The following is a 26,573-nucleotide window of genomic DNA, read 5'->3' on the forward strand; positions in this document are numbered from 1 at the left end:
AACAGCAGGATGCGAAGTACGAAAGTGTCTGGTCCGCTCCTAGGACTGGCAGGCATCCTGCTGTTCCTGCTCGCCTGGGAGGCTGCTCCCCGGCTGGGACTCGTGCAGGAACGATTCCTTCCCCCAGCCAGCGAGGTACTGATCACACTGATCGACTACTTCGGCCAGCCTGCGTTCTGGAAGGACGTCGGCGAGACGATGCTGGCGTGGACCATCGGTCTTGCCATCTCGATCATCGCCGCCGTGGTGCTCGGCCTCATCATCGGCTCGAGCTCCTTCCTCAGCAAGGCCACCTACACCACCATCGAGTTCCTACGGCCGATCCCCTCGGTCGCCCTCATCCCGCTCGCCGTCCTGCTCTTCGGCGTGAAGATCGAGTCCTCCCTGCTGTTGGTGATCTACGCATCCTTCTGGCAGGTGCTCCTGCAGGTGCTTTACGGGGTGGCGGATGTTGACCCGGTCGCCAACAACACGGCGAAGAGTTACGGCCTGGGCCCGCTCGCCCGTGCCCGCTATGTCGTCTGGCCGACCGTGCTCCCCTACCTGATGACCGGCATCCGCCTCGCCTCCGCCGTGGCACTGATCCTGGCCATCACGGCAGAACTGGTCATCGGGTCTCCTGGCCTCGGCTACCAGATCGCGTTGACGCGTTCCGGCGGCGCGGTGCCCGAAATGTACGCGCTCATCGTCGCGACCGGCATCATCGGCATCATCATCAACCTGGGCATGCGATTCATCGAGAAGAAAGTGCTCGCTTGGCACTCCTCAGTCAGAAGTGAGGTCATCGCATGAGCACCCTCAAGCGCATTGCGTACTTCGTCGGCCTGCCGGTGTTGCTCATCATCATGTGGTGGGTGCTCACCCGCGGAGAACCCAACTTCTATGTGCCAACCCCGGAAGAACTGGTTGCCACGTTCTGGGAAGTCTGGGCCGGCGAACGGTTCGCGACAGACTTCGTGCCCAGCATCATCCGGCTCGTCATCGGGCTGATCGCCACGATCGCCCTCGGAATCGTTCTCGGCATCCTCATCGGGTCCTTCCGTTGGCTGCGCAGCCTGACCGAGCCACTACTCGAGTTCTTCCGCGCGATACCGCCGCCGGTGCTCGTTCCGCTGTTCATCCTGCTCATCGGAATCAACGACCAGATGATGATTTTCGTGATCATCTCCGGCTCGATCTGGCCGGTGCTGCTGAACACGGTTGAAGGAGTTCGCGCCGTCGACGAGGTGCTCATGAACACCAGCCGCACCTATGGGATCAATGGTTTCGCCCGCCTTCGGCACCTGGTGCTGCCAGCCGCCAGCCCGCAGATCATGACCGGGGTGCGGCAGAGCCTGTCGATCGGCCTGATCCTCATGGTGATCTCCGAGATGTTCGGAGCGTCATCCGGGCTCGGCTACACCATCGTGCTGTTCCAGCGCGGCTTCGCGATTCCGGAGATGTGGAGCGGAATTGCGGTGCTCGGACTCATCGGTATCGCCCTCTCCCTCATTTCGAAAGCGATCGAGGCCAAGGTGCTGCGCTGGTACCACGGTTTGAAAGAGGTGCAACGTGACAGTTAGCGGAACAGGACCCACCATGACGACGCCGATGCTCTCAATCAAGAACCTCAAGAAGACCTACCAGGTAGCCGACGGTGAGATTGAGGCGGTGCGCGACATCACGCTCGACATCGCCGAGGGTGAGCTCATCTGCGTGGTCGGACCATCCGGCGCAGGAAAGACGACGCTGCTGAAGTGCATCGCGGGCCTTCTGACACCGACCGCCGGAACCATCGAACTGGCTGGCACACCGGTCACCGGACCGCCGAAAGCCATGGCCGTCGTCTTCCAGGAGTACGGCCGCAGCCTGTTCCCCTGGATGACGGTTCGCGCCAATGTCGAGCTTCCGCTGAAGAACGCCGGGGTGTCGAGGGCCGAACGCGACAAGCTGGTCGCCGACGCCTTGGAGGCCGTCGAACTGGAACACGTGCCGGACAGCTATCCCTGGCAATTGTCCGGCGGCATGCAGCAGCGTGTCGCCATCGCCCGCGCGGTCGCCTACCGGCCGAAGGTGCTGCTGATGGATGAACCGTTCGCCGCCGTCGATGCCCAGACGCGCGCCGACCTGGAAGACCTGGTGCGCGACATCTGGCACAAGCTCGGGGTCACCATCCTGTTCATCACCCACGACATCGACGAGTCGGTGTACCTGGCGCAGCGCGTCATCATGCTCTCGAACTCACCCACTGTGGTGCAGGACGACCTGAAGATCGACCTCCCCGACCAGCGCGACCAGCTGGAGACCCGCTCCAGTAAGCGCTTCACGGAGTTGCGGACCCATGTTTACGAGCAGATCCAGCTGGCGAAGGCATCGAAGCCGACCGGTGTGACCGCGGTCCAGAAGGTCGCCCGGAGATGAAGGGCAATGCGATGAAGGTCAGCGAAGCGGTCGGCCGTGCACTCGTGCAGTGGGGGGTCGACCAGGTGTTCGGCGTTACCGGCAGCGGCAACTTCGAGGTGACGACCGCCATGGTCGCCGCCGGGGCGAAGTATGTCTCCGCTCGCCACGAGGGCGGCGCTGCAACGATGGCGGATGGCTACGCGCGCCTCGCGAGGAAGGTCACGGTGGCCAGCGTTCACCAGGGGCCAGGGCTCACCAACGCCATGACCGGCCTCGCCGAGGCGGCGAAGGCGCACACCCCGCTCCTCGTCGTCGCGGGCGAGACTCCGGCAACCATGAAGACCTCCAACTTCTGGATCGACCAGGCCGCGGCCGCTGAAGCACTCGGGGCCGTTGCGATCAGGCTGGAGTCGCCGGCGACCGCTCTGGCGGATGCCGCCCGCGCATTCACCATCGCCCGGACCGGCCGGCCCGTACTGCTGGGACTACCGCTTGATGTCCAGGCCGGCGAGGTCGACTGGAACGGCTCTGCCCCGGATCTCCCTGCTCCCGCGTCCCTCCCCGCGCCATCAGTCGACGGCGTCAACGAATTGGTGTCGCGACTGAGTTCGGCGCAGCGTCCGCTTATCGTCGGCGGCCGTGGCGCCTTCAACGCACACGATGAGATCGTCGGGCTGGCTGCAGCATCCGGTGCCCTGCTGGCGACAACCGCCATGGCGCGTGGGCTCTTCACCGATGACCCATGGAACGTGGACGTTATGGGCGGCTTCGCGAACGAGGCGATGTCCGAGCTCATCATGGATGCCGACCTGATCGTCGCGTTCGGCGCGTCGCTCAACCGCTGGACAGCCCGCAACGGCGAGCTCATCCGCGACACCCCCGTCGTTCAGGTGGACATCAACCAGGCTGCATTCTCGCTGCACCGTCGGGTGGAGGCATCCGTCATCGGGGATGCTGCACTGGTGGCTTCCGCGGTCGCCGACGCGCTTCCGGAACGACAGGATGCCGGCTACCGCACCGAATCCGTGGCGCAGAAGCTGTCGGCGGGGCGCCTGTGGCGCGACCAGTCTTTCGAGGCGCGCATCGCCGACGACCGCATCGACCCGCGTCTGCTCGCGGTCGCTCTCGATGAGCTGTTGCCGACCGAGCGCATTGTGACGGCGGATGCCGGTAGCCACACCGAGTACACGGCAATGTACCTGCAGGTTCCGGATGATCGGGGCTACTGCCTGCCCTTGGCCTTCCAGTGCATCGGCCTCTCCCTGGCCGCGGGCATCGGCGCTGCCGTCGCACGCCGCGATCGACTGCCGGTCGTGGGCGTCGGCGACGGTGGGTTCATGATGAGCCTCGTCGAGCTCGACACCGCTGTACGCCTCGGGTTGCCGCTGGTCGTCGTCGTCTACAACGACAGCGCCTACGGGGCAGAGGTGCACCACTTCCGGCACAGCGGCCAGCCGCTCGACATCGTCGAATTCCCGGAGACCGACATCGCCTCCATCGCGCGCGGTTTCGGCTGCACCGGCGTGACCGTGCGGTCACTGGATGACCTCGCAGGGTTGAGCGACTGGTTGGCCGGCGACCGTTCCACCCCGATCGTGATCGACGCGAAGACGATTTCGTTCCCGTCCTGGGTCGACGCGCACGCGTTCGTCGGAGAGCCCAAGTAGCGTCAATGGGGGTTTCGAGGACACCTCGCCAGTTGGGCCGTCCCGCCGCGTTGCAGCACCGGGCCCATCGTGTTACGTTCGATATATGAACTCGCGTTCGCTATGCGTACATATTTTGTCTTCAGGGAGGAATAATGACGTTCTTCGACCCCAGTGAGTGGGATGGCAAGCTCTACAGTTCGGGCTGGGTCACCAGCAAAGGTGGCAGTCAGGACATCATGGAGCCTGCCACCGAGTCGGCCATCGGAAAGTTCGGTGTTGCCAATACGGAGGATGTTTCCCGCGCGGTCGACGTGGCGACCGAGGCCCAGAAGTCGTGGGATGCGACCAGTTATGACGAACGCGCGGCGGTGCTCCGTCGAGCCGGTGACCTCATCGAAGCGCAGAGCGAGGTTCTCGGCCACTGGCTGATCCGTGAAGCGGGTTCCGCGAAGGGGAAGGCCGCCTTCGAGAACCACATGGTCTCCGGCCTGTTCTACGCTGCCGCGGCCATCGCCCAGGCCCCCTATGGACAGTTGCTGCGCAGCTCCAAACCCCGCCTCAGCCTGGCCCGTCGCATCCCAGTGGGAGTAGTCGGCGTCATCGCACCATTCAACTTCCCGCAGATCCTCTCGATGCGCTCAGTGGCGCCGGCACTCGCCCTGGGCAACGCCGTCATCCTCAAGCCGGACCCCCGCACCGCGGTTTCCGGTGGCCTCGCCTTCGCCGCAATCCTTGAGGAGGCCGGCCTCCCCGCCGGGCTCTTCCACGTGCTCCCCGGCGCAGTCGAGCCCGCTACCGCACTCATCGAACACCCCGGGGTACGCGTCATCTCGTTCACTGGATCGACCAATGCCGGCCGCTCCATCGGCCAGCTCGGGGCGAAGCACCTCAAGCGCGTTCACCTGGAACTGGGCGGGAACAACGCCATGCTGGTGCTCGGCGACGTCGATGTGCCGCAGGCCGTGTCGGCAGGGGCCTGGGGCTCCTTCCTTCACCAGGGCCAGGTGTGCATGACCACCGGCCGGCACCTCGTGCACGAGAGCATCTACGACGAATACGTCGAGCGCCTGTCCACCACCGCGAACGGGATTCCGGTCGGCGACGGGGCGACGACGGATGCTCCGCTCGGCCCCGTGATCGACGCCGGCCAGCGCGACCGCATCCACTCGCTTGTCACCGGCAGTGTGGACGCCGGTGCCAAGCTGACCGCCGGCGGAACCTACGAGGGGCTGTTCTACCGCCCGACCGTGCTGGCCGACAGCAAGTTCGACCACCCCGCCTTCGAGCAGGAGGTCTTCGGCCCGGTGGCACCGGTCATGAAATTCTCGACGCTCGATGAGGCCGTCGAGATCGTCAACCGGAGCGAGTATGGGCTCTCCCTCGCCATCCTCACCAAGGATCCCCTCCGGGGCCTTGCACTGTCCGACCGGATGCACAGCGGCATCGTGCACATCAATGACCAGAACGTCGATGACGAACCGATCATCCCGTTCGGCGGGGTCGGAGCATCCGGGACCGGGTCACGGTTCGGTGGTGCTGATGCCAACATCGAGGCGTTCACCGAGACCCAATGGGTGACGATGCAAAGCGATATCGAACGCTACCCGTTCTAAAGAAACCAGGAACCTGATACATGATTTCCAAGATCGTCAGCAGTGCGGCGGATGCCGTGCGAGACATCCCTGACGGCGCCACCGTGATGATCGGCGGTTTCGGCACGGCCGGCCAACCGGTCGAACTGATCGACGCCCTGATCGAGCAGGGGGCATCCGGACTCACCATCGTCAACAACAATGCGGGTAACGGCACCACTGGTCTCGCCGCGCTCCTCGGCGCTGGGCGAGTGCGGAAGATCATCTGCTCGTTCCCCCGGCAGGTCGACTCGCAGATCTTCGACGGCCTGTATCGGGAGGGCAAGCTCGAACTCGAACTGGTACCGCAGGGCACTCTCGCTGAGCGCATCCGGGCGGGCGGAGCCGGCATCGCCGGGTTTTTCACGCCAACCGCGTTCGGAACAACACTGGCGGAGGGCAAGGAGACGCGCAAGATCAACGGACGCGACTACGTCCTGGAGGACGCGCTGCTCGCCGATTTCGCCCTCATCAAAGCACACCAGGGTGACCGGCTCGGCAACCTTGTCTACCGTAAGACGGCGCGCAACTTCGGCCCCATGATGGCCAGTGCAGCTGGAGTCACCATCGCCCAGGTCTCACAGATCGTCGAGGTCGGTTCGATCGATCCGGAAACGGTGGTGACGCCGGGAATCTTCGTCAAGCGGTTGGTCGAAACCGGCGGCGCACTGCCGCCCGCTACGGAAGGGCAGTAATGAAGGGGCCACTCAGCCGCGACGATATGGCCAAGCGCGTCGCCCGGGACATCACCGGGGGCGCGTACGTGAACCTCGGAATCGGCCTGCCGACGAAGGTGGCGAACTTCCTGCCGTCCGACCGCGAGATCATCCTGCACACCGAGAACGGGATGCTCGGCATGGGTCCGGTCGCCGAGGGCGACCAGATCGACCACGACCTGATCAACGCCGGCAAGATCCCGGTGACTGAACTGCCCGGGTCGTCTTACTTCCACCAGGCCGACTCATTCGGGATGATGCGGGGCGGCCACCTCGACGTCTGCGTGCTCGGCGCCTTCCAGGTGTCGACATCCGGTGACCTCGCCAACTGGCACACCGGCGGGGCGGATGCGATACCGGCCGTCGGCGGTGCCATGGACCTGGCGATCGGTGCCAAGCAGGTTTTCGTCATCATGGAACTGTTCACCCGCGACGGCCAGTGCAAGCTGGTGGAGGAGTGCAGCTATCCGCTGACCGGCATCGGATGCGTGAACACCCTGTACACGGACTATGCCGTCTTCGACCTCGGGCCGGATGGCGCCGTGGTGCGGGAGATCTTCGGCGACACCACCATCGAGCAGCTGCGTGAGCTTACCGGGCTGGCGCTGCGCGCGTAGCCCTACTCTGGGTGGTCGAGTCGCCGCCTCTTGCTGGCCGCGTCGCCCGGCGAGCGCAGCGAGCACGCGTAGGTCCCCTGAGTAGGTCGCTCCGCGACCGTATCGAAGGGTCGACACCCCGTTAGGCCTCACTGACGTCCGCCAACTCGGGCTTCCCAGGATCTCAATTCTCCGCAGCTGGCGGTGACCAGTGAGCAAGATTGCTTCGGCACGGCCTCTCGTTCACCCCGACCGGCACGTTCTCCGCTTACTATCAGCCGCTGATCCATCAGTTCGACTCGAGCGATATCGCTCAGATTTCCTACCTTCGCAGGTCCGGTGCGCCTGTGCCTCGAGTCGAAAAACTTCGCCTTTCTCTGCAATCTGCAGCAGCGCCGTCACGATCGGCCCACCGCCTCGCTATCGGCCACGAAACATGGAAGAAGTGCTGGGTAGTACAGCTAGGGCACGAGAGCAGGAGCCTGATCAGCTGTTCGTTCAACGATTGCAGACGCAGAGGCGAGCGGGCTCAGCCGCACGACATCACCGACCCCAAAACCGGGCTCGATCCCGCTCCGAACGGCAACCACTCCCCACGGCGTCTCCATGTCGTAGCGGAAAGTCGAGCCCAAAAACACCTTCGATGAGACCCGAGCATCCACGGCGCAATTGCCGGGCGCCTCCGTTCCGAACGCGAATCCGCTGGGCCGGATGCCGACCGTTACGCCTGATCCGTCCGGCACCTGTTGCGCCGCAATCTGAAGCACGACGCCGTGACCGAGATCCACGTGCGCAGCGCCCTCTGCGTACTCCGTCACGACCCCTGGGAAGAGGTTCATCTTGTCCAGGAAGTTGGCTACGAACACAGAGTCGGGGTGGCGGTAAACGTTCTCCGGGTGCCCTACCTGCTCTATGCGGCCCTTGTTGAGAATCGCAATCCTGTCGCCAACCGAAAACGCTTCTTCCTGGTCGTGCGTGACGAGCACCGCGGTAATCCCAAGGCGGGATGTCAGGCTCTTGATCTCCTCGCGCACCCTGCCGCGTAACGCGACATCGAGGTTCGACAGCGGCTCATCAAGCAACAAGACTTTCGGCTCCAATGCCAACGCACGGGCTAGAGCCACCCTCTGCTGCTGACCCCCAGACAACTGGGTCACCGAACGATCAGCAACCGGGCCAAGGTCCAGAAGTTCGATAACGTTCGAGCTGCGACGGTGACTCTCGGCCCTTCCAACTCTCCGGGCGCCGTGTCGGAGCGCGAACTCGATATTTTTACGCACCGTCATCTGCGGCCAGAGTGCATAGCTTTGGAAGACCATGGCCTGGGGCCGCATCTCGGGTCCAACCCAACGATTGGCGGCACCGTCGAACACCACCTGATCATCGATAGCGATGCGTCCTGAACTTGGGCGGTCAAGTCCGGCCAGCATCCTGAGACAGGTGGTCTTGCCGGAGCCGGAGGGGCCCAACAATACAAAAAACTCGCCCTCCTCGACGCCGAAGGAAAGATGGTCGAGACCATGGACACTCGGTTTCCCCTTGCGGTTCGGCTGGAACACCTTGACGAGGTTGTCAACTTTGATCATGAAGCTCATCTCCAATCGAATTAGACGCGTGCTCGGCGCAACGCAGGAAAACAGCCAGCCACAAGGACCGCCATGAACACCAGCTGAAGAACACCGAGGGCGCTTGCCGTGGTGGTATCACCGGAGGTGCTGTAGAAGAAGATTCGCGTCGACAGGACCTGGTTACTCGGGCTGGACAGCATGAGAACAATGGTGAGCTCTCGCAATGCCAGCAGGGCCACCCAAAACCACGAGAATATGAGGCTCTCCCGAATTGCAGGCAGGACGACGCGAAAGAAAGTGCGCCCTCGCGGAACCCCTGAGGCAGAGGCAGCCTCTTCCAGCTCGGGATGCAGCTGGATGACCGCGCCACTGATCGTTCGGTGGGTAGTGGCGATGAACCTCGTGCTGACGGCGATCACCAAGAAGGCAACCGTGCCAGCAAGCGGTAGGAATTGGTAGGTGGTAAGACCGAAGCGCAGGAATGCGACTGCCATCACGATAGATGGGATCGCCAGACTCATCATGATTAAGAGGTCCAGCAAGTGCCGTCCGCGTGCGCGAGTGCGCTCAACAAACCACGCGGCACATGCCGAGAGGAGCACGGTGGCAGTTGCGACCGAGACGACGAGCATGACGGTGGGCAGGCCGACCACCTCTAACTCGTATCCCGCGTTCTGGTACCCCTTGAAGCTGATCTGGGCCAGCGCCTCCAGGCTCGGGGGTTGCACATAGGGCAGCAACGATGTCCAAACGAGCATTGCGACGGGAATCACAACGCTGATGGCGACAAAGAGCAGGAACAACGTGAATGCAAAGACGCGAGTGCGTCCGCTCAACGCGACCGGTGGACGGGCGGCGCGCTTGCCCGAGACTGTTGCCAACCGCGCAGAGCTCTTGACCGCACGGTAGTAACCGATCATGAGCAGACCAACTACTGCGGCGCCAAGCAGTCCGACTGCGGAGGCGAGCCCGTAGTCGGGGAGGCCGCCGGACCCCTGGATCGCTGTGTAAATCCACGTCGAAAGCACAAAGATTCGCTTCGGCATGCCCAGCATGCCCGCGTAGTCGAACATTTCTATCGCGATGATGAAGACGACAATCGTTGTGGCGAGGATTGTCGGCCAGATGACCGGAATGGAAAGCCGCACGGCGGTCACGAACTTTCCGACTCCATGGACAGTTCCCGCCTCCTCGATGCTCGAGTCGATCGAGCCGAACGCGGGAACCAGCAGGAAGAAGGTCAGCGAAACCAGTCCGAGCCCCTGTAGGACTGTGATCCAGGGCAAGGAGTATACGTCGAATAAAGGTTCGGTCGACCCGGTCAAGTCGTGCCACCAGACATTGGCGATGCCGTTGCTCGGGTTGGCGAGGTAGGTGTACCCGAGGGCGATCAAAAACCCGGGTACACCCACCTGCACTACCAAGGTGAACAACAAGAAGTTCTTCGCCCGAAAGTCGGTTCTCGCATACAGCCAGCACAACGGAATTGCGATCGCCATGGCGAGAACCACCGTGCCAACGCCGACGATCAGCGTGTTGATCACGATTGTTCCGAATGCCGGCGAATCCACCACTCGCGAGATGTTCCCAAGCGAGGGCTGGCCATCCACTGTAAGAGCCGTCCAGACCAGGGTAACAATCGGGATGATCAGCATCAGTGCAGCGAGCGCGATAGCGACTGTCACGCCTGCGATCGCGGGATCCTTCGGTCGCGATGCCGACCCTAACAGCACGTCGTCACCCTCGGCGAGCCGAGACTTCGCACGCGAGGGCACGACCTTATCCGTCAGCACTTTTCTTGATCCCCTTTGATCGTCAGTCTGCCGAGAACTACGGCGCGAGCAGTGGCTTCACTGCGTCGTTGAGCTCACCGGTGTTGACCCTCCACCAGTCGAGTGGCTTTGACCAAACTCCACCAGAAAGCGAGTCCAATTCGGAAAGATCGGTTCCGCTTGTTGTGTGGTTGGTCCAGTCAAGCAGCTCGTAGGCCAAGGTTCTTCCAGCGTCGGTCGAGAGCCAGTAACCGAGCAACTCGGCTGCCGCCGGATTGGCGGCCTTGTCGAGAACCACAGCAGCACGTGGAATCACGGGCGCGCTGATCGGTGCGTAAGCGATCGGAGCGTTGCTCTCTCGCTCATTCTTCCCGATGCGGATCCCGTAGCCGATCTCATACTCTCCGCTGATCACCTGAGCGCGGACGCCCGTCGGGTTCGGGGCAATGGCGACCTTCTGGTCTTTGAGCAGGCTTTCGGTGAAATCCACCATCCCCTCCTTGCCCATTCCGGCGGCCAGCGGGCTGAACACGTCGGGAAGCGCCGCAGTCACGATCTTTCCGTTCCACTTCGGCTCAAGAAGCTCGTCGAACGACTTCGGGGCATCCGCAGCGTCAACAAGGTCGGTGTTGTAGAAAACAGCACGCGCGATCTCGGCTACCGCAACAGCGTTGAGCTCCTCGGAGACATCGTCATCGTTTGCGCCGAGCGCCTTCCAATCCACGGACTTGATTGCGTCAGCGTCGTCCAGCCATTGCAGGATTCCGGGCACCGTTGCGATGAGGTCGATGTCAGGTGCCTGGGATGCAGCGAGCTGCTCCATGAGCTTTCCGACATAGGTCGGGTCCGGCTCTCCATTGATCAGGTTGATGGTGATCTTGACGCCAAAGTCACGCTCAAGCCCCTCGCTCAGCGATCGCCCGACGGCGGGGGTGACCGCGTCAGTACTGATGAAGAGGTTGACGGAGCCCTCCTCTGCGGCCCGCGTCGCCAAGTCCGAAAGTGCCGCACTCAGTTCGATCTCCTGCCCAGTGGATGCGCCCGGCTCGGTCCCGGACTCGGTGCCACAGCCGGTCAAGACCAGCGCCGCACTGGCGACAACACCTACCCATGCGAGATTTCTCTTGTGAATCATTGCCTCTACCTTTCATTTGGTGGCTGGCGATGAACTGCTTTGTCCACCGCGCCAAGGGTTGTTTAGAGCTCGACGTGATTGAACTTGGGTGACACCTTGTTGAGCTCCACACAGCCGTCCTTCGTTGCGACGACAACTCCGCCGACAATCGCGCCACGTGTACCCAGGCGCGCGTCAGGCTGGAGGGAGAAGGTCATCCCCTCCTTGATCTCGAAGTCCATACCCATGCGCTCTGGGTTGAGGGTGCCAAATCGTTTGGCGAAACCCGGAAGATGCTGGTCAATGGCTACGCCTGAGTCTCCTCCGGCGAGTAGAGGGTTTAGCGAGGCGATGTGCGGGGTGATGTGCCAGGCGTTGAACTCGTTGAGCGGCTCCTCCATGGCTTGGGCAACTTCGGCTAGCGTTCGGCCAACTCTGACGTTCTCGACGCCGAGGCGGTAGCTTGCCTCGGCGATCTCACCGCAGAGCCTGGTCTCTTCTGCCACCTTGCCCACGGTGAAGCTCATGTTGACGTGCGTGTTCAACTCTGCGTAGTTGGGAAAGAGTTCTCCCCACACCTGATCAGCGTCAGTCAAATGGCGAGCCTGCTCCGGCCGCGTCAGCCAGGTAGGCTCCCCCCACGAGTAGTTCTCAGCACCGGTTTGAAAGAGCATCCATGTCACTCGCATGCCAGCCCGCATCATCGAGTAAGCGCCCTCGGCATAGAGATCAGCTTCGGACACACCGGGAGCGGCGATACGCATCATTGCGTCGATCGCTCCGTCACCAGCGCTCGCTGCCCGAGCAATGTGCTCGATATCCTGCTCGCTCTTTTGCGCAATAAGCATTCCGAAGGCCGCGGTGAAGTCCTGGAAATCCACATTGGGCAGCTCTTTGGTAATGGCATTCCAGGTAATGTTCGGTACCCAGCCGGCTGGGTAGAACGCCGAGCCGTATCCGGTGCCGATCGTCCCGAGGCGCTTGTTGTCGAGGTTTTTTTCTTTAATCAACGAAACGATGCCGGGAACGAGCTTGCCCACTCGAATGTCCTGCACCCAAGTTTCCAAACCGCGCTCTACCGACAGCATGTTCTGGGCGGCAACCTGAGGAGCAAACGCCAGCATCGTGGGTGTCCCCTCGCGCGGAATTACGAACTGCTGGTAGCGCCGGTCGCGTCCAAACCACTGTCCTGCGTCGTACCGGTCGCTCCGGTCGGCACCGAACACCACGAGACCGTCGAGCCCATGCTCATCCATGAAGGCGTATGTCTTGTCCCAGCGGAACGTCTGCTCTGGATTCATTTCGTTCATCTTTCTTTGCTAACTTCCTTGTTAGGTCGGCCTCTAATTCATTTAGGGCTAAGACTCTTTCCGGTAAGAGGAATTGGCGACAACACCACTCTAACTGTTGTACTGTCTCTAAACTAGTCATATTCTGAACATATTGTCCATATATGAGCATTCAAAGAAGAGAGCGGTAATGACGAGGATTGGTATTTGTGGCGCCGGCATCGGGGGGCTGGTGGCCGCGATAGCGCTCCGTGGCACTGGGCAGGACGTCGCCGTATACGAGCAGGCGCCAAAATTTGCCCGGGTTGGTGCGGATATCAACTTGACGCCGAACGCCGTCCGCGCGCTCGATGGTCTCGGCGTGGGCGACTGCCTTCGGGAAACAGCGGCGCGCCCCGCGTATCGCATTAGCCGGACGTGGGACTCGGGCGAAGAAACCTCACGCTTAGAGATGTCCGATGATGCGCAGCTTCGCTATGGCGCACCTCAACTGACCATGCACCGCGCGGACCTGATGTCTTGCCTCGAGTCGGCGCTGCCCCGCGAGACCGTATCTTTCGATAGCCGGCTGGAGGATGCGAGGCAGACCGAGGAAGGTATCATCGTCACGTTCGCTGACGGTCGGCGCGACAATGTCGACGTCCTCATTGGGGCAGACGGCATCCACTCAAAGGTCCGTGAGGCGATGTTCGGAACTGAGAACCCAACCTTCACCGGCGTAGTTGCCTATCGGGCTGTTGTTCCGGTGGATCGTCTGGATGTGAACTACCCCAGCGACGCCTTCATCAAGTGGTGGGGTCCGAATCCTGAAACCCAGATTGTGACCTTCCCGCTCAACAGTGGCAAAGATATGTTCATCTTCGCGACCACCCCCCAAGACACTTGGCGGGAAGAGTCGTGGACTCAGCCTGGCGACGTTGCCGACCTCAAGCGCGCATATCGCGACTTTCATCCGGACGCTCAACGCCTTCTCAGTACCTGCGATGAAGTTCTGAAGTCGGCCCTATACGTCCGGGATCCGTTATCGACCTGGAGCGTCGGTTCAATGACCTTGCTCGGTGACGCTTGCCACCCCATGATGCCGTTCATGGCACAGGGCGCGGCTCAAGCAATCGAAGACGCCATCGTTCTGGCACGCCACCTCGGGTCAGCCGACCCACACGACATCCCGGCGGCCCTCACGAAATACGAAGCGTCGCGAATCGAGCGCACGGCCATGATCCAGATCAACTCGCGCGCGAACAGCTGGCTCAAAGAGGGGGGAAATGCGGACTGGGTCTATGATTACGACGCATGGAGCGTGCCTCTCTCGTGAACCGTCGTGCTGAATCGGATTCACCCACCGGACGCACCGTACGGCTCCTTCACCACATCCTTTCGGACGGCGAGACTTCGAATCTGAGCGAGTTGTCCCGCGCAACTGGGATCACCCGCGTGACGGCCATGCGTTTGCTGGCGGATCTGGAGGCCGCCGACCTGGTCGAGCGGCGGCCGGGTGGGGGGCACAGCATCGGGATGATGTTCCTGAAGCTATCGGCGCTGGCGCTGTCCGGCGAGGGGATGCCCTCCTTGGCCCGAAAGGTTACGGCGGCGCTCAGTACGGAGCTCGGCCTCTCCTCCTACTTCGTCGTCCCGGAGGGGCGCAGCGTTCTCTATCTTGTGCGGCAGATGCCCGAAAGGCTCCTGGTCAGCAACATCTCAATTGGGAGCATGATCCCAGCACACCTGACCGCACCTGGCCGAGTTCTCCTGGCGCTCATGACTCCGGAAGCACTGCGTGAACTCCTTGGCGACGAGCCATTCGAATCTGCGACGATTCACAATCCCACGACCTATTCAGATCTGGAGAGAGTGCTCGACGAGGATCGAGATCGCGGCTGCGCCTGGAGCTTTTCCGGGTTCGAAGCAGGAATCGATGCCTGTGCGGCGGCAGTCGTCGACCGCGAGGGCCGCGGAGTGGGCGCGATCAGCACTGCCGGACCGAGCGAGCGTTTCCGTGACGACCCGGATTTTCGCGACCGCACTCGGCACGCCGTGATAGCGGCCGCCAATGACCTATCCCTCCTTCTGCGCGGGATGTGATCTGGGGCGAGTACCCTAGTCCATCAGGAGTCCGGAATTCGGACCGGAGGCAGAAATGGTGTCGGCATAGGGCCGAAGGCGTCTACATCAACCTCGACCACCGCGGCCCCCCCGACTGTGAGTGCCGCCGCCAGAGCCTCTTCCACCTGCTCAAGCGATGACACATTCCAATATGGCAACGCAAGCGATTTCGCAAGCATCCCAAAGTCGGCAGTGGCCAGATCTACGCCCGATCTACGTCCGAAGTGGGAGTCCTGCGTGTTCCTCAGCACGCCGTAGCCTCGATCGTTGAAAACCAGGACAACCACCCAAGGGTTTTCTTGGGCTAATGTGAGCAGTTCTCCGAGGCTTACCGAGATTCCACCATCGCCAACCATCACCAAGGTGGGCAGCGCTGGCTGCGAGATTGCGGCGCCCAAGCCCATTGCGACGCCCTGCCCTATGCCGCCCCCTCTAGGAAAAACATTCTCCCTGGGGCTATCGATTGCCAGGAGCCGGTTACCCCACGTGCTCGATGGGATTGTGACATCTCGCGCGAAAATCGCTCCGCGCGGAAAGGCCGCTCGGACTGCATCGCAGATTGATGCCTGCCACCCGATCGATCCGCGCAACGTCTGACGGGCCAGCCTTCGCACGCGTGCAACTTCGGTGAGCCAGTCGTCCTCAGTTTGCGTCCGCGTGGGCAGCGCCTCTGTCATTGCCCGCAACGAGAGCGCGGCATCTCCTACTATGCCGACGTCCGTGGGGTAAGTCCGGCCGATTGCCGCAGGGTCAACATCGATTTGGATGTGTCTGGCCGGCAGCCGCAATTCGTAGTCTTTGGTCTCATTGGACCTGAAGTGGGTCCCGATGCTGATCATCAAGTCGGATTTTTCCAGTATGTCGGCCGAAGCTGGGCTACTCGCGAAGTTGCCAATGCAACTCCCGTGTCCCTCATGAACAACCCCGCGACCGGCGTTGCTTGTCAACAGCCCGGCTCGTGTTGTCGAAAGGAAGGCCTCGACTTCGGAGCGCGCCTCGATCGCGCCGCCGCCTGCCCACAGAAGCGGTCGCCGAGCCTCACGGATGAGCTCGACCGCCAAGGCGACAGCCGCCGGATCGGGCGACCGCGGTTCGGCCGGCGTGATGGATAGCTCCGTAACGGATTGAGGAGAGTACTGGAGATCGATCGGCCATTCCACGCTCACGGGGCCGCTGGGTGACGACAGGCTTTCTGCGGCGGCGCCACACAGGATATCTGCGGCCGAATCAGCGGAGTAGATCGTGTAGGCGGCCTTGCTGACGGACTTGAGCATCCCCGACTGATCCTGAGTCTCGTGAATGAAACCGCGTCCCTTACCAAGGTATTGGCTCTCAATTTGGCCGGTGACGTGCAGTACAGAAGTCCCAGCGCTGAGCGATTCGATGAGCGCCCCGGCAGCGTTTCCCGCCCCCGTGCCGGTGCTCGTGATTGCCAGGCCAATTGTTCCGCGGACCCTCCCATAGGCGTCTGCAGCGTTGACTGCAGCAGCCTCGTTACGCACTGGGACGAACCTTCGGTCCCGCGCTATCGCATCGACCAAAGGCAGGTTGTGCACGCTCACGACACCGAATGCGGTATCGATGCCCAAGGCATCCATCACTGCGACCAGAAGTTCGCCTCCGTTGGATATCGAACGCTGACCTGGTTCAGACATAGCGACTCACTCCCCCTGCGACCTCCACGGCGGTGCCCGTGATGTACGAGGCGCGGCGAGACAGCAAGAAAACGATCGCGGCGGCCACCTCGTCGGCCCTGCCGAACCGCCTCAAGACCACCCCGCGATCGTCTGCGATAGCCTGCGACCAGTCAGGGAATGTCTCAGCGGTGGCGACGGCGTCGTACCGACGAGTCCACTGCCCGGTGTCGATCAGGCCCACGCAAACGGAGTTGACCCGGATGTTCTCAACGCTGAGTTCGGTCGCGAGTGACTTCGAGAGGTTCAGAAGAGCCGCGCGTGCCGCACTCGTGGCAACCAACTGGCGTTCTGGTTGGCGCGCCAGCACCGCGTTGACGTTGACGATGGCGGCGTTAGCAGATTGCGCCAGGTGCGGCCGTGCCGCATGAATCGTGTTTGTCACACTGAAGATCTTGAGGGTGAGTTCATCCAGCCAGTCATCCGAAGTGGTGGATTCGAATGTCGACATGCGCGAAGCTCCGGCGTTGTTGACCACCGCGTCCAGTGCGCCGAACTCATCGATTGCGCGGTTCACCACTGCTTCCATCTGATCCGCGTTCCGCACGTCGGCTGTCTGCCAGACAAGCTTGCCCGGGTAGGCGTCCGCATAGGCGGCGAGGCTGCGCTCCAGCGTGCCAGCGTTGCGGCCACAGGTGACTACGTTTGCGCCCTCCGCGAGGAGTGTTGCTACGCACGCCAGTCCGATGCCAGAGCTGCCGCCGGTTATGAGCGCAGAGCTCCCCGTCAGTTCTAAGTCCATTGGTTTACCGTACCAGTTTCAATTAGTAATAAGTATCTTGGCTCTAAGAGAATTTGTGCCGGGTTCATGTCCACCCTGGGTCGGGTGTGCCGCCCATGTGTTTCCGCATATTCGCGGTGGGCGGTCCCGCCAGGCGGAAGAGGTCAGACAGCTCGGCGGTGCGGGGCCACACGCGCGGCATCCAGGTGGCCTCGTCGATCTGCAATACCTCCGCCGTGACTTCCGGCACGAGACCGGCCGGATCGATGTAGTAGGCGAACGCGTTATCGCCTGGGCCGTGCCGGCCCGGACCCCACGACGTTTCATGGCCGGCGACCTTTAGGCGTCCGATACTCCGGAGGAAGGCATCAAGACTGGAGACCTCATAGGCGACATGGTTTGGGGCCGCCCACTCCTGCTGATTGAAAGCAATTACATGATGGTCGGCGTTCGACCGAAGAAAGACCATCTTGTCTTCTGACCAGTCGCTAATGCGAAGACCCAGCAAGCGGGCATAAGAGGCAACAGCGGCGTCGATGTCAGTGGTGTTGAGCACACAATGAGCTACCTTCCTCGGGACGGCCCCAGCATCACCCCGCTCGGGAACCGCTAGAACCCCTGCGCTCACCTCAAGCACTCTGTTTTCGAAATCAGCAAATCGGAACGTGTATCCCCCACCAGGGCGCCCGGTTCGTCCAGGCTCCTCCACGATGCGGGCGCCTTCGGCACGCACCCACTCTGCGCAGGCATCCACCTCGGCCGGGGTCGCAACCGAGAACGAAATGTGGTCAAGACCGTTGCTCTCGCTGGAGTGCAACTCAAGCACGTGGTGCTCGGGACCAGACGCGCGGAGATACGCCGAGCGTTCAGATCTCTCGACCAGTTCAAGACCCCACGGGCCACTGTAGAAAGCAAGCGATTCCTCAAGCGCAACCGTGCGCAAGGCGACGTGGCGTAGCCCTCGAAGTTTGGGCGGGGTGAGCGGGGACATGTGACTCCTCATTTCCGATCGGCGACGGTGTATTGCCGTCACGAACTCTTGTTCACGCTATCCGAGACGTCGGCGGACGCCTCGAGGAATGCAATGACAGCGCTCGCGACCTCCGCGGGTCGCTCCTGAACCGCCGCATGCCCAGCATTCTCGATAACAGTGAAGCGGGCGCCGGGGATCGACTCGGCCAAGGTGGCGGACTCCGCAACCCCGGTGACGATGTCCTCCCCACCTACGAGAACCAGGGTGGGCGCCTCCACGCTTGAGAGGACATCCGAAAGATCAGTACTGGCCATCATGCGAGCAGCAGCGCGATAGCCCCCGAAACGGACTTCCCCCATTGCTACCTCAACGTCGGCCAGGACGGCCGGCGGGGCGCCCTTAGAGACCAGCCGCCGGGCTCTTGACCGAGCGAAGCGTTCCGGACCCCAGTCGGCCAGTTCGGCTACCCGGGCGAGCATCGCACGCACACCGCCTTCGTCCCGCGCTGACCCTCGCGTGCTGTCGGCAATTACGAGAGAACAAACAGCCTCGGGCCAGCGCTGAGCGAACGACATGGCGATCACGCCTCCCCAAGACGTGCCAAAGAGGTGAGCACGAGGTACTCCCAATTCCCCCAAGACCTCGAAAACGAGTCGGCAATGATCGATATCACCGACGGGATCGGCCGAACGGCCATATCCAGGCGCGTCCCAGCAGGCGGTTTGATAACCGCTCTCACTCAGGGCCACCGCGACGCCATCCCAGGTCGAAGCGTTTCCACCGATTCCATGCAGGAGGAACACGAGCGGCCCGCTGCCTCGCAGCACCACTGACGTCCCGTGAGATGACACCCATCGTTCTGTTCTCATCGGAGCCGATTATCCACCGGAGCCGCTACGGCTTCCTGAAGGCGATCGCCTCGATTTCGACGGTGGCGCCGTAAGGCAGAGAAGCCACGCCGACGAAGGATCGGGCGGGACGAGGCTCCTGGAACACCGCCGAATACTGTTCATTGGCCTCATCGCGAAGCGTTACGTCGGTGGCGAAGTAGGTCGTCTTCACCACATCCTGAAGGGTCATTCCGATGGTTGCGAGCCGTTCTGTGAGCCGGGCAAGAGCGGCGGCCATTGCGCTTCCCCTGCCGGGGACCGCTACGCCGTGTTCATCTACGGAGAGGGCGCCAGACACGAAGCCAAAGCCGCCAGCCTCGTATGCCGGGCTGTATGGGTGATCAGTCATGCGAATACCTTTCGTTGAGTGACGGACGACGCTCTCGCGTCAGAGGCCCGCCCATTCATTGGGATGATCAGAAAGATCGAGATAGATGCTTTTCTGCCTCATGTACGATCTGACCCCGTCGCGACCCTTTTCCGTGCCGTGACCGCTCTGCTTCATTCCGCTGAAGGGCGTTGAGATGCTGAACCGCTTGTACATATTGATCCACACGGTTCCTGCCTCGATCTCCCGCGCCACGCGAGCGGCGCGACGATAGTCGACAGTCCAGATGCCGCAGGCAAGGCCGAACACTGAATCATTCGCTTGACGAATAAGGTCCGTCTCGTCATCGAACGGGATAACAACCGCAACCGGTCCAAAAATCTCCTCCTGGCAAATCGCTGCGGTGTTGTCCACGCCCGCGATAATGGTCGGCAGATAATATGCACCGGCACGCAGGTCAACGGAGTCGGGAACTGACCCCCCGCAGAGAATCTCGGCACCGCCGTCACGCGCAGCCTCAACCATGGACGCCACCTGGTCGCGGTGCTCGTGTGTGATCAACGGACCAACTTGGGTGAGTGCATCCTGACCGGGACCCACTCTGAGTTGGCGAGCTCCTGCGACAAGTCGCTCGACGAACGCAGCGTAGATCGAGCGCTGAATGAAAATACGAGAACCAGCTATGCAGCTTTGCCCCGAAGAGGAGAAGATCCCATACAGCACCCCCGCAACTGCCTGGTCGACATCCGCATCCTCAAAGATGATTGTGGGAGATTTTCCGCCCAGCTCGAGACTGATAGGCATGATCTTCTCCGCCGCGACGTGACCGAGTAGACGACCGGTTGCCGTTCCGCCGGTGAAGGAGATCTTGCCGACATTCGGGTGCGCAGCCAGAGCATTACCCACTGTCTTCCCTGAACCCGGCAGCACGGAAAGCAGGCCAGGGGGCAGCCCTGCCTCTTCGCTGAGCCGACCCAGAAGCAGAGAAACCCACGGGGCCCAAACCGGTGGCTTGAGCACCACGGCATTTCCCGCCGCCAATGCAGGCGCCACCTTCTGAGCGTCGGTGGCGATCGGTGAATTCCATGGGGTGATAGCGCCCACAACGCCGAACGGCTCATACGTTGACATCGTCAAGTAGTCGCCCCGGGCCGGGGTGACGGCATTCTCCATGGTTTCGACTGCTGCCGCCATGTAGCGGAATGTTGCGGCTGCGCTGAAGGCCAGGGCCCGTGTTTCCGCGAGGGTCTTCCCTGTGTCCAACGTCTGCAAGGCTGCGATGTGATCTGCATTTGTCTCGATGGCGTTGCCAATTCGATGCAGGACGTGCGCCCGTTCGTGAGGAAGGGCCCTTGCCCACCCGGATTGCCGTGCCGTGCTCAGTCCCTGCTCCACGGCCGTATCGACATCGGCGACGACAGCCGAGTGCAGGGTCGCAAACGGAAGGCCGGTGGCAGGATCACGCGAGATGATCTCATGTCCCTTGCCACGGGCCCACCGACCCCCGACAAAAATCTCATCGGTCAGGTCCCCGGAAGACACTTGCCCTGCTGCCTCGTTGCTGTGCGGTTGCAACACGACGCCTTCCTCTCTTACTCAGCGGAACTTCGGACCCCGAGCGCGTGGCCTGGGCGATGCACATGCAAACCGCCCAGGCCAGCGGCTCATCAGCGGGTTACGCCGTGCATCTCCGAGGTCTTCGGGTAGAACGGCAACTCCGGCTTTTTGGAGCCGATGATCACGCAAATGATGGCATCGGTCTCGCTGACCGTACGGAGGCTGCGAGGGACACCTGCCGGCACGCGAATCAGGTCGCGGTAGCCGAGTACGCGACTTGCCTTGCGAGTGCCGTCCTCTACGTCGTGGATACTGAACTCGACTTCTCCTTCGAGTACGAAAAAGACCTCTTCGACGTCCGGATGAGTGTGCTCAGGTCCGACACAACCTGATGGGAGAACCATGTTCGAAAACGTGAAGTTCTCGGCCTGCAGGATGCTCGTGTCGGCAGAGTGGTCACCGGTGGCCCCCGATCCGATGTAACGCACCTGCGCACGGCGGAACTTTTCACCCATTTTGGTCTGGAACGCGAGGGCGCCCCAGTCCACGTTTCGGGTCTCGAGCAATGCGGTGGATGCGTCGATCATCTCTTCCAAATCGACCGATGTGCTCTGTTCAGTGGTCATTGTTCAGCCCTTCTCGCGGTGAGTGTCGGCGGCCTGCTCCAGCGCAAAGCCGTAATGCTCTAACTATCTTAGCGCTAAGACTACCGGGTATGACAGGACTAAGCTAGTGCGATGTAGTTGAGCCAATCCGTCCATAATTGCTTTGTACTGAGATGCTTTACCTATCAAACGATCGCGTGAGGGAACTGTGTCCAAGAAACAAGTCACTGAGCGGCACGACGCTGTCGACGAAATCCTGCGCGACTGGCACCGCGAGCGGCCCGAGCTGAATGTCTCCACCATTGGGGTCTTCGGCAGGCTCGCCCGACTTGTTTCCCGCCAGCGCACTATCCAGGACGCCACCTACCAGAAGCATGGGCTTACCCTCGCTTCCTTTGATGTGTTGGCGAACCTCCGCCGCTCAGGAGAAGTTCGCGGCAAGACAGCGGGGGAACTTGCCAAGTCCTCCATGCTGACAACCGGTGGAATCACCTTCCGTTTGGACAGAATGGAAGACGAGAACCTCATCGTTCGGGTACGCACAAGGCAGGACCGTCGCCTTGTTTATGCGCAGCTAACGGAACACGGGAAGAATGTGGCCGATCTTGCGCTCGAGGACCACCTGGAGACACAGCGCCAGATGCTGCAAGGGCTCACCCCCAAGGAGATAGAGCAGCTCACGGTACTTCTCAGGAAGATGGAGCTTTCCTTGACGGACCACGAACAGAAGTCGAGGCAGGACACGGCTAGCGAGTTCTGATGGCCGCGTCGTTGAACTATTTGGTTCAGTGATTTACACTGAACCACATGGTTCAACAACAGGTTCTCGATGGCCAACTCGACCGCGCTTTTGGCGCGCTGTCCGACCCAACCCGCCGTGGCATCCTGACCCGGCTCGGTAACGGCCCCGCCACCATTGGCGAGCTCGCTGAGCCGGCCGACATGACCCTCACCGGACTCAAGAAGCACGTGCAGGTGCTAGAGCACGCCGGGCTGGTCACCACCGAGAAGGTCGGGCGTTCGCGGTCGGTACGGCTGGGCACCGAACGACTGGATGACGCCATGCAGTGGATCACGTTCTACCAACGCCTCTGGGAGCGCCGCCTTGACGGTCTCGAGGTCTACTTCACCCTCAAGAAAGGAACGGACAAGTGACAGAGACAACAGGCACCATCGAACTGCGGATGACGCGGCTCCTCCCTGCGACGCCGGAAGACGTCTTCGACGCCTACACCGATGCCGAGAAGCAGAGAATCTGGTTCAGCATCCTGGACGAAGAACCCGGGGTCGTCGAGATCGAGGTCGACCTGCGGGTCGGCGGCAAACAGACCGCCGTCTGGGGGCCCAACCGCGACGAGCTGTTCCACGAGACGCAGGTGTTCAAGGTCATTGACCGACCGCACCGGCTGGTCACCACCTCCACCGGGGGCGACCCCAGCGGCGGGGAGATGAGCACCGAAGTGGAGGTCACCTTTGAGGAAAAGGACGGCGGCACACTGGTGACCGTCGTGCAGAGCGGCTTCCCCGACGTGCAGACCCGGGACTTCTTCCAGACCATGGCCTGGGTGGGAGCGTTCGACCGCATCGAGGCGTACCTCACTCGCGAGCACGCGTAGGGCATCCAGTCAGGATCGCGGTGAGGACGCCCACCGAGCCAGCACCGCATCCATCGCGTCGAGGAACTCCTGAGGAGAGTCAAGGATCAGGTGGTGGTGGGCCCCGGCGATGGCGAAAACTGCTTCGTCACCCAGCGCGTCGCGAGCTGCTTCGACATCCTGCACCCTGACTACACCAGAGTGCTCTCCCCAGACGAAGCCCACTCGCTCAGCCAGCCGATCCGGGATGCTCCAATGAACCGGATCGCGAGGTTTGCGACGGCTGAAAATGGCGGGGTCGAACTTCCACACCCAGGAATTGTCGTCGAGCCGGGTGACGCTGTGACCGGCGATGTAGTCGAGGAGACCCCGATCGGGAAGCGGCTGGTCTGGTACCAGCCGGAACCGCGAGAGCAGCTGCTCGCGCAGCGCATACCGCACGCGCTCGCCGACATCGCCATCCGACTGCATTCGTACGGGCTTGAACGGCCGCCCCACCGGAGAGTCGACGACAACCAAGCCGCCCCACGGGGCAGGGTCCCGCTGCACGGCAGTCAAGGCGACGACGCCGCCGAGGGAGTGGCCGATCAGCACTGCATCCGGCGCCGCACCGCTCGCCCGCCGTATCGCCTCGACGTCTTGCGCCCAACCGTCCAGTGAATAGCCAAGCACCCAATCCGAGTCCCCGTGCCCCGTCAGGTCACAGGCAACGACATGGCCGATACCTGATCGCAGCATCGCGGGCGCAAGGTGGTCCCACCACCTCGAGTTGGCACCGGCACCATGGACTAGTACGACAGCGGGTGCACCCGGCACGCCCCACTGATTCCACGACCGCCGAACGCCCGCCTCGACGGCGGACAATCGTTCTGGGGGCCTGTCGAGGTCAGGGAGTATGGACACCATCTCTGTCACCTCCCGGTGAACGACGGCGCTCGTCGCTCGACGAATGCTCGCGTCGCCTCGGCGGCATCCTCGGTTGCGATGCACCGCACCATGCGCGCCGCTTCCTGGTCAAGCGATTGCTCGAAGGTGAGCTCGTCGGCATCCACGAGGTTTCGCTTCATCAGCGCGAGCGCCATCGGTGGAGCAGCCACCAACTCGTTGGCAATCGCGGATGCGCGGGCAACCACGTCGTCGCAGACCTCAGACACGAGGCCGATCCGTTCTGCTCGTTCCGCGCCGAAGGGAGCGGGAAGCAGGTACAGTTCTCGAGCCCTCGCGCTTCCGAGCAGCCTCGTCAGGAGCCAGGTTCCACCGAAGTCACCCGAGACGCCGGCAGTGAGGAACGCCGTCGTGAATCGAGCGTTCGACTGCGCAATTCGCAAATCAGCAGCGGCAGCAAGGGAAACCCCTGCCCCAGCACACGCGCCGTTGACCGCCGCGATCGTGATGGCAGGCATGGTGCGCAGCAACTGGCTGATCTGCATCAACGACCGCAGCCTGTCCTGCTGCCGGTCGGGCGCAATCCCGTCGAGAACACCCCCACCGACACCTGTCTTGAGATCACCGCCGGCGCAGAACGCGCGCCCAGCCCCCGTGAGAACGAGCACCCGGACTTCAGGAGTCGCGGCGACCTCCTCCACCCGCGCCAACAAATGGTCGAGCAGGTCGGCGGTGACCGTGTTGAAGCGCTCCGGACGATTGAGGTGAAGCCAGGCCACCGGGCCACTTCGGCTGAGAACCACCGGAGTCTCGCCAAGAGAGGCGGTGGTAGCGCGGGGAACGTCGGTCACGAGCATCTTCCTTTGAACGGGCCGGAGACTCATCCGACCGGGCGGGAGCCCTCGGGCCAGCGGCTGAAGATGATCCGCTGCGCCAGTCCGAACAGCACGTTGATGAGGTATCCGAACAACCCGATCATGACCAGGAGGCCCCATACGGCGGAAGACTCGAAGAACTGCTGCTGGTCGATCAGAAGCCTCCCGAGGCCCTGCCCCGTGCCGATGATGTCGGTCACGAGCGTGACGATCAACGACATCGAAACGCTGATGCGCAGACCAACCATGACGCTGGGTCCGAGCGAGGGCACCACAACCTTGAACAACTGCTCCGCCCGGCTCAGCCCCAGACTGCGAGCCATGTCGAGGCGCACCGGCGGGATACTCCGAATCCCCGTCACCGTGTTGAGCAGGATGGGCCAGATGATGGCCAGCACCACGATCGTGACGGACGATGGCAGATCGGGGCCTAGCAGCAGCCCAAGTGCTGGCACGATTGCCGGCGGTGGCACGGCTCGGAAGAAATCCATGAACGGAGTGAGCGCCCTGTCCAACAGGGGAATCAACCCGATCAGGATCCCCATCGCGACCCCGATGATCGTCGCAATGATGAGCGACAACACGAAGGTGGTGAGGGTGCGCTCAACCGCGGGCATCAGCAGGCCCGCCTGGTGCAGGTCGTAGATCGCCGGAAACCACGTATCCGGTACCGGAAACGAGAACGGGTTGGGGCTGCCCAGGACCTGCCAGAGCACGACAGGGATGATGAGCAACAGGACACCGCGAATGGCGAATACGGGTCGTGAGACTGCCTTCAGGAACGGCGAGGCCGGTCTGGCCTGAACCAGCGAATCCTTGCTGCGCAGGATGCTCACGAGGTTCTCCCTAGTGCCGAGCCGCCGCCCGGGAGTGCCTTTTGCACACCCGCGATCATTCCGGCGTTGAGCAGGTATCCGATCAGACCCGAGATAATGATCCACACCCACATTTGGGCGGGCTGCAGGGCAAGCTGCGAGTAGAAGATTCGCCCACCGATGCCTTGCGGGTTCATGAGCAGTTCACCAACGATGACAACGACCAGCGCGTGGATCACCGCCAGGCGCGCCCCCACCAGGATGGACGGCAGCGCTGCAGGGAACACGATCTTGCGGAAGGTGTCCATGTCGTTGAGCCGGAATGACCGTGCCACCTCCAGCAGGCGAGGGTGAATCTGTGACACGCCTCCGATGGTGTTGATGGTTATCGGCCAGAGCGACGAGAAGATCGCCACATAGAGTTCGGTGGTGCCGGTGGGACCCCAGATGAGCAATGCGATCGGCATGAGTGCCACGACGGGCAACGATCGCAGCACGTCGACCGTGCCGAGCGTGTAGTTCCGCACGAACGGCACGAGTGCAATGGCGGAGCCCAGGATGACTCCCGCCACGATCGCAATGGCGGCTGCGGCGATCGTGATCACCAGGGAATGGACGATCGGGGGCACCAACTGCCCTTCCATCAACAGCTGCCAAAAGGATTCACCGATCTCGAACGGCGAGGGCAGGAAGTCGATGTTGAGCACCGTGACGCTGGCCACCTGCCAGCCGACGATTACGACGACGGGCACGAACATCCCGACGAAATTGATTCGTCGATACCACGCCGCCCTCTGCCCGCTTCTCACGCTGGC

The 26,573-nt window shown here is 62.2% G+C and carries 27 protein-coding genes; 12 read left to right on the top strand and 15 right to left on the bottom strand.

All coding sequences use genetic code 11. From position 1 onward, the window contains the following. Positions 1–9: 9 nt before the first annotated feature. The 7 genes from ACX3O0_RS10800 to ACX3O0_RS10830 all read left to right on the top strand — a co-directional run bounded on the left by ACX3O0_RS10800 (position 10) and on the right by ACX3O0_RS10830 (position 6,995). On the top strand, positions 10–792 hold the full coding sequence (locus ACX3O0_RS10800) for an ABC transporter permease (protein WP_459088752.1): 783 nt from the start codon (positions 10–12) through the stop codon (positions 790–792). Then, a complete protein-coding gene (locus ACX3O0_RS10805) occupies positions 789–1,562 on the top strand; it encodes an ABC transporter permease (RefSeq protein ID WP_459088754.1) in 774 nt (257 codons plus the stop codon). Before ACX3O0_RS10800 ends, ACX3O0_RS10805 begins: the two co-directional genes overlap by 4 nt. A 16-nt stretch (positions 1,563–1,578) precedes the next feature. Then, positions 1,579–2,400, top strand: a complete 822-nt coding sequence (locus tag ACX3O0_RS10810; protein ID WP_459088756.1) for an ABC transporter ATP-binding protein — start codon at positions 1,579–1,581, stop codon at positions 2,398–2,400. Beyond that, positions 2,397–4,049: a thiamine pyrophosphate-binding protein gene (locus tag ACX3O0_RS10815; RefSeq protein WP_459107705.1), complete on the top strand. Its 1,653-nt coding sequence runs from the start codon at positions 2,397–2,399 to the stop codon at positions 4,047–4,049. Before ACX3O0_RS10810 ends, ACX3O0_RS10815 begins: the two co-directional genes overlap by 4 nt. 134 nt (positions 4,050–4,183) lie before the next feature. Further along, a complete protein-coding gene (locus ACX3O0_RS10820; protein ID WP_459088760.1) occupies positions 4,184–5,644 on the top strand; it encodes a benzaldehyde dehydrogenase in 1,461 nt (486 codons plus the stop codon). A 20-nt stretch (positions 5,645–5,664) separates the two neighbouring features. Next, positions 5,665–6,357: a 3-oxoacid CoA-transferase subunit A gene (locus ACX3O0_RS10825; RefSeq protein ID WP_459107706.1), complete on the top strand. Its 693-nt coding sequence runs from the start codon at positions 5,665–5,667 to the stop codon at positions 6,355–6,357. Then, positions 6,357–6,995 (top strand): 3-oxoacid CoA-transferase subunit B, encoded by a 639-nt coding sequence (locus ACX3O0_RS10830; RefSeq protein ID WP_459107707.1) that lies wholly within the window; start codon positions 6,357–6,359, stop codon positions 6,993–6,995. Before ACX3O0_RS10825 ends, ACX3O0_RS10830 begins: the two co-directional genes overlap by 1 nt. Before the next feature lie 440 nt (positions 6,996–7,435). On the opposite strand, the gene ACX3O0_RS10835 is transcribed toward ACX3O0_RS10830, so the two are convergent. The 4 genes from ACX3O0_RS10835 to ACX3O0_RS10850 form a co-directional block, all read right to left on the bottom strand. Next, positions 7,436–8,560, bottom strand: a complete 1,125-nt coding sequence (locus ACX3O0_RS10835; RefSeq protein ID WP_459107708.1) for an ABC transporter ATP-binding protein — start codon at positions 8,558–8,560, stop codon at positions 7,436–7,438. Positions 8,561–8,580: 20 nt separating this feature from the next. Continuing rightward, on the bottom strand, positions 8,581–10,317 hold the full coding sequence (locus tag ACX3O0_RS10840; RefSeq protein ID WP_459107709.1) for an ABC transporter permease: 1,737 nt from the start codon (positions 10,315–10,317) through the stop codon (positions 8,581–8,583). A 55-nt stretch (positions 10,318–10,372) separates the two neighbouring features. Further along, on the bottom strand, positions 10,373–11,449 hold the full coding sequence (locus ACX3O0_RS10845; RefSeq protein WP_459107710.1) for an ABC transporter substrate-binding protein: 1,077 nt from the start codon (positions 11,447–11,449) through the stop codon (positions 10,373–10,375). Between the two features lie 62 nt (positions 11,450–11,511). Further along, a complete protein-coding gene (locus tag ACX3O0_RS10850) occupies positions 11,512–12,738 on the bottom strand; it encodes a M24 family metallopeptidase (protein ID WP_459107711.1) in 1,227 nt (408 codons plus the stop codon). 169 nt (positions 12,739–12,907) lie between these two features. Here ACX3O0_RS10850 and ACX3O0_RS10855 point away from each other — a divergent pair, with 169 nt between their 5' ends. Together ACX3O0_RS10855 and ACX3O0_RS10860 are read left to right on the top strand one after the other, a co-directional pair. Further along, positions 12,908–14,032: an FAD-dependent monooxygenase gene (locus ACX3O0_RS10855; RefSeq protein WP_459107712.1), complete on the top strand. Its 1,125-nt coding sequence runs from the start codon at positions 12,908–12,910 to the stop codon at positions 14,030–14,032. Beyond that, entirely contained in the window at positions 14,011–14,799 is a 789-nt protein-coding gene (locus ACX3O0_RS10860; RefSeq protein WP_459107713.1) for an IclR family transcriptional regulator, read from the top strand. The genes ACX3O0_RS10855 and ACX3O0_RS10860 overlap by 22 nt, the downstream gene beginning before the upstream one ends. Positions 14,800–14,822: 23 nt before the next feature. Here ACX3O0_RS10860 and ACX3O0_RS10865 read toward each other — a convergent pair whose 3' ends face one another. From ACX3O0_RS10865 to ACX3O0_RS10895, 7 genes are all read right to left on the bottom strand, one after another. Continuing rightward, a complete protein-coding gene (locus ACX3O0_RS10865) occupies positions 14,823–16,475 on the bottom strand; it encodes a thiamine pyrophosphate-binding protein (protein ID WP_459107714.1) in 1,653 nt (550 codons plus the stop codon). After that, positions 16,468–17,256, bottom strand: coding sequence for an SDR family oxidoreductase (locus ACX3O0_RS10870; RefSeq protein ID WP_459107715.1), 789 nt, complete (start codon positions 17,254–17,256; stop codon positions 16,468–16,470). Before ACX3O0_RS10870 ends, ACX3O0_RS10865 begins: the two co-directional genes overlap by 8 nt. Before the next feature lie 64 nt (positions 17,257–17,320). Beyond that, on the bottom strand, positions 17,321–18,226 hold the full coding sequence (locus ACX3O0_RS10875) for a VOC family protein (RefSeq protein ID WP_459107716.1): 906 nt from the start codon (positions 18,224–18,226) through the stop codon (positions 17,321–17,323). A 38-nt stretch (positions 18,227–18,264) separates the two neighbouring features. Beyond that, entirely contained in the window at positions 18,265–19,077 is an 813-nt protein-coding gene (locus ACX3O0_RS10880) for an alpha/beta fold hydrolase (RefSeq protein ID WP_459107717.1), read from the bottom strand. 25 nt (positions 19,078–19,102) lie between these two features. After that, a complete protein-coding gene (locus ACX3O0_RS10885) occupies positions 19,103–19,447 on the bottom strand; it encodes a RidA family protein (RefSeq protein WP_459107718.1) in 345 nt (114 codons plus the stop codon). 39 nt (positions 19,448–19,486) lie between these two features. Beyond that, positions 19,487–21,004 carry an aldehyde dehydrogenase gene (locus ACX3O0_RS10890; protein WP_459107719.1) on the bottom strand — a complete coding sequence of 506 codons (1,518 nt, stop codon included), beginning with the start codon at positions 21,002–21,004 and terminating at the stop codon, positions 19,487–19,489. An 89-nt stretch (positions 21,005–21,093) separates the two neighbouring features. Further along, positions 21,094–21,609 carry a cupin domain-containing protein gene (locus ACX3O0_RS10895; protein WP_459107720.1) on the bottom strand — a complete coding sequence of 172 codons (516 nt, stop codon included), beginning with the start codon at positions 21,607–21,609 and terminating at the stop codon, positions 21,094–21,096. A gap of 187 nt (positions 21,610–21,796) precedes the next feature. Here ACX3O0_RS10895 and ACX3O0_RS10900 point away from each other — a divergent pair, with 187 nt between their 5' ends. The 3 genes from ACX3O0_RS10900 to ACX3O0_RS10910 are packed head-to-tail and all read left to right on the top strand — an operon-like array spanning position 21,797 to position 23,204. Next, a complete protein-coding gene (locus ACX3O0_RS10900) occupies positions 21,797–22,348 on the top strand; it encodes a MarR family winged helix-turn-helix transcriptional regulator (protein WP_459107721.1) in 552 nt (183 codons plus the stop codon). A 47-nt stretch (positions 22,349–22,395) separates the two neighbouring features. Next, positions 22,396–22,743 (top strand): ArsR/SmtB family transcription factor, encoded by a 348-nt coding sequence (locus ACX3O0_RS10905; protein ID WP_459107722.1) that lies wholly within the window; start codon positions 22,396–22,398, stop codon positions 22,741–22,743. After that, on the top strand, positions 22,740–23,204 hold the full coding sequence (locus tag ACX3O0_RS10910; RefSeq protein WP_459107723.1) for an SRPBCC family protein: 465 nt from the start codon (positions 22,740–22,742) through the stop codon (positions 23,202–23,204). The genes ACX3O0_RS10905 and ACX3O0_RS10910 overlap by 4 nt, the downstream gene beginning before the upstream one ends. Positions 23,205–23,213: 9 nt before the next feature. On the opposite strand, the gene ACX3O0_RS10915 is transcribed toward ACX3O0_RS10910, so the two are convergent. Genes ACX3O0_RS10915 through ACX3O0_RS10930 form a run of 4 tightly spaced genes read right to left on the bottom strand, consistent with a single transcriptional unit; the run spans position 23,214 to position 26,567 of the window. After that, positions 23,214–24,089, bottom strand: a complete 876-nt coding sequence (locus ACX3O0_RS10915) for an alpha/beta fold hydrolase (protein ID WP_459107724.1) — start codon at positions 24,087–24,089, stop codon at positions 23,214–23,216. 5 nt (positions 24,090–24,094) lie between these two features. Continuing rightward, on the bottom strand, positions 24,095–24,919 hold the full coding sequence (locus ACX3O0_RS10920) for an enoyl-CoA hydratase/isomerase family protein (protein ID WP_459107725.1): 825 nt from the start codon (positions 24,917–24,919) through the stop codon (positions 24,095–24,097). A 29-nt stretch (positions 24,920–24,948) separates the two neighbouring features. Beyond that, positions 24,949–25,779: an ABC transporter permease gene (locus ACX3O0_RS10925; protein ID WP_459107726.1), complete on the bottom strand. Its 831-nt coding sequence runs from the start codon at positions 25,777–25,779 to the stop codon at positions 24,949–24,951. Further along, positions 25,776–26,567, bottom strand: a complete 792-nt coding sequence (locus ACX3O0_RS10930; RefSeq protein WP_459107727.1) for an ABC transporter permease — start codon at positions 26,565–26,567, stop codon at positions 25,776–25,778. Before ACX3O0_RS10930 ends, ACX3O0_RS10925 begins: the two co-directional genes overlap by 4 nt. Positions 26,568–26,573: the final 6 nt, after the last annotated feature.

It is taken from the genome of Homoserinimonas sp. A447 (assembly GCF_054489325.1).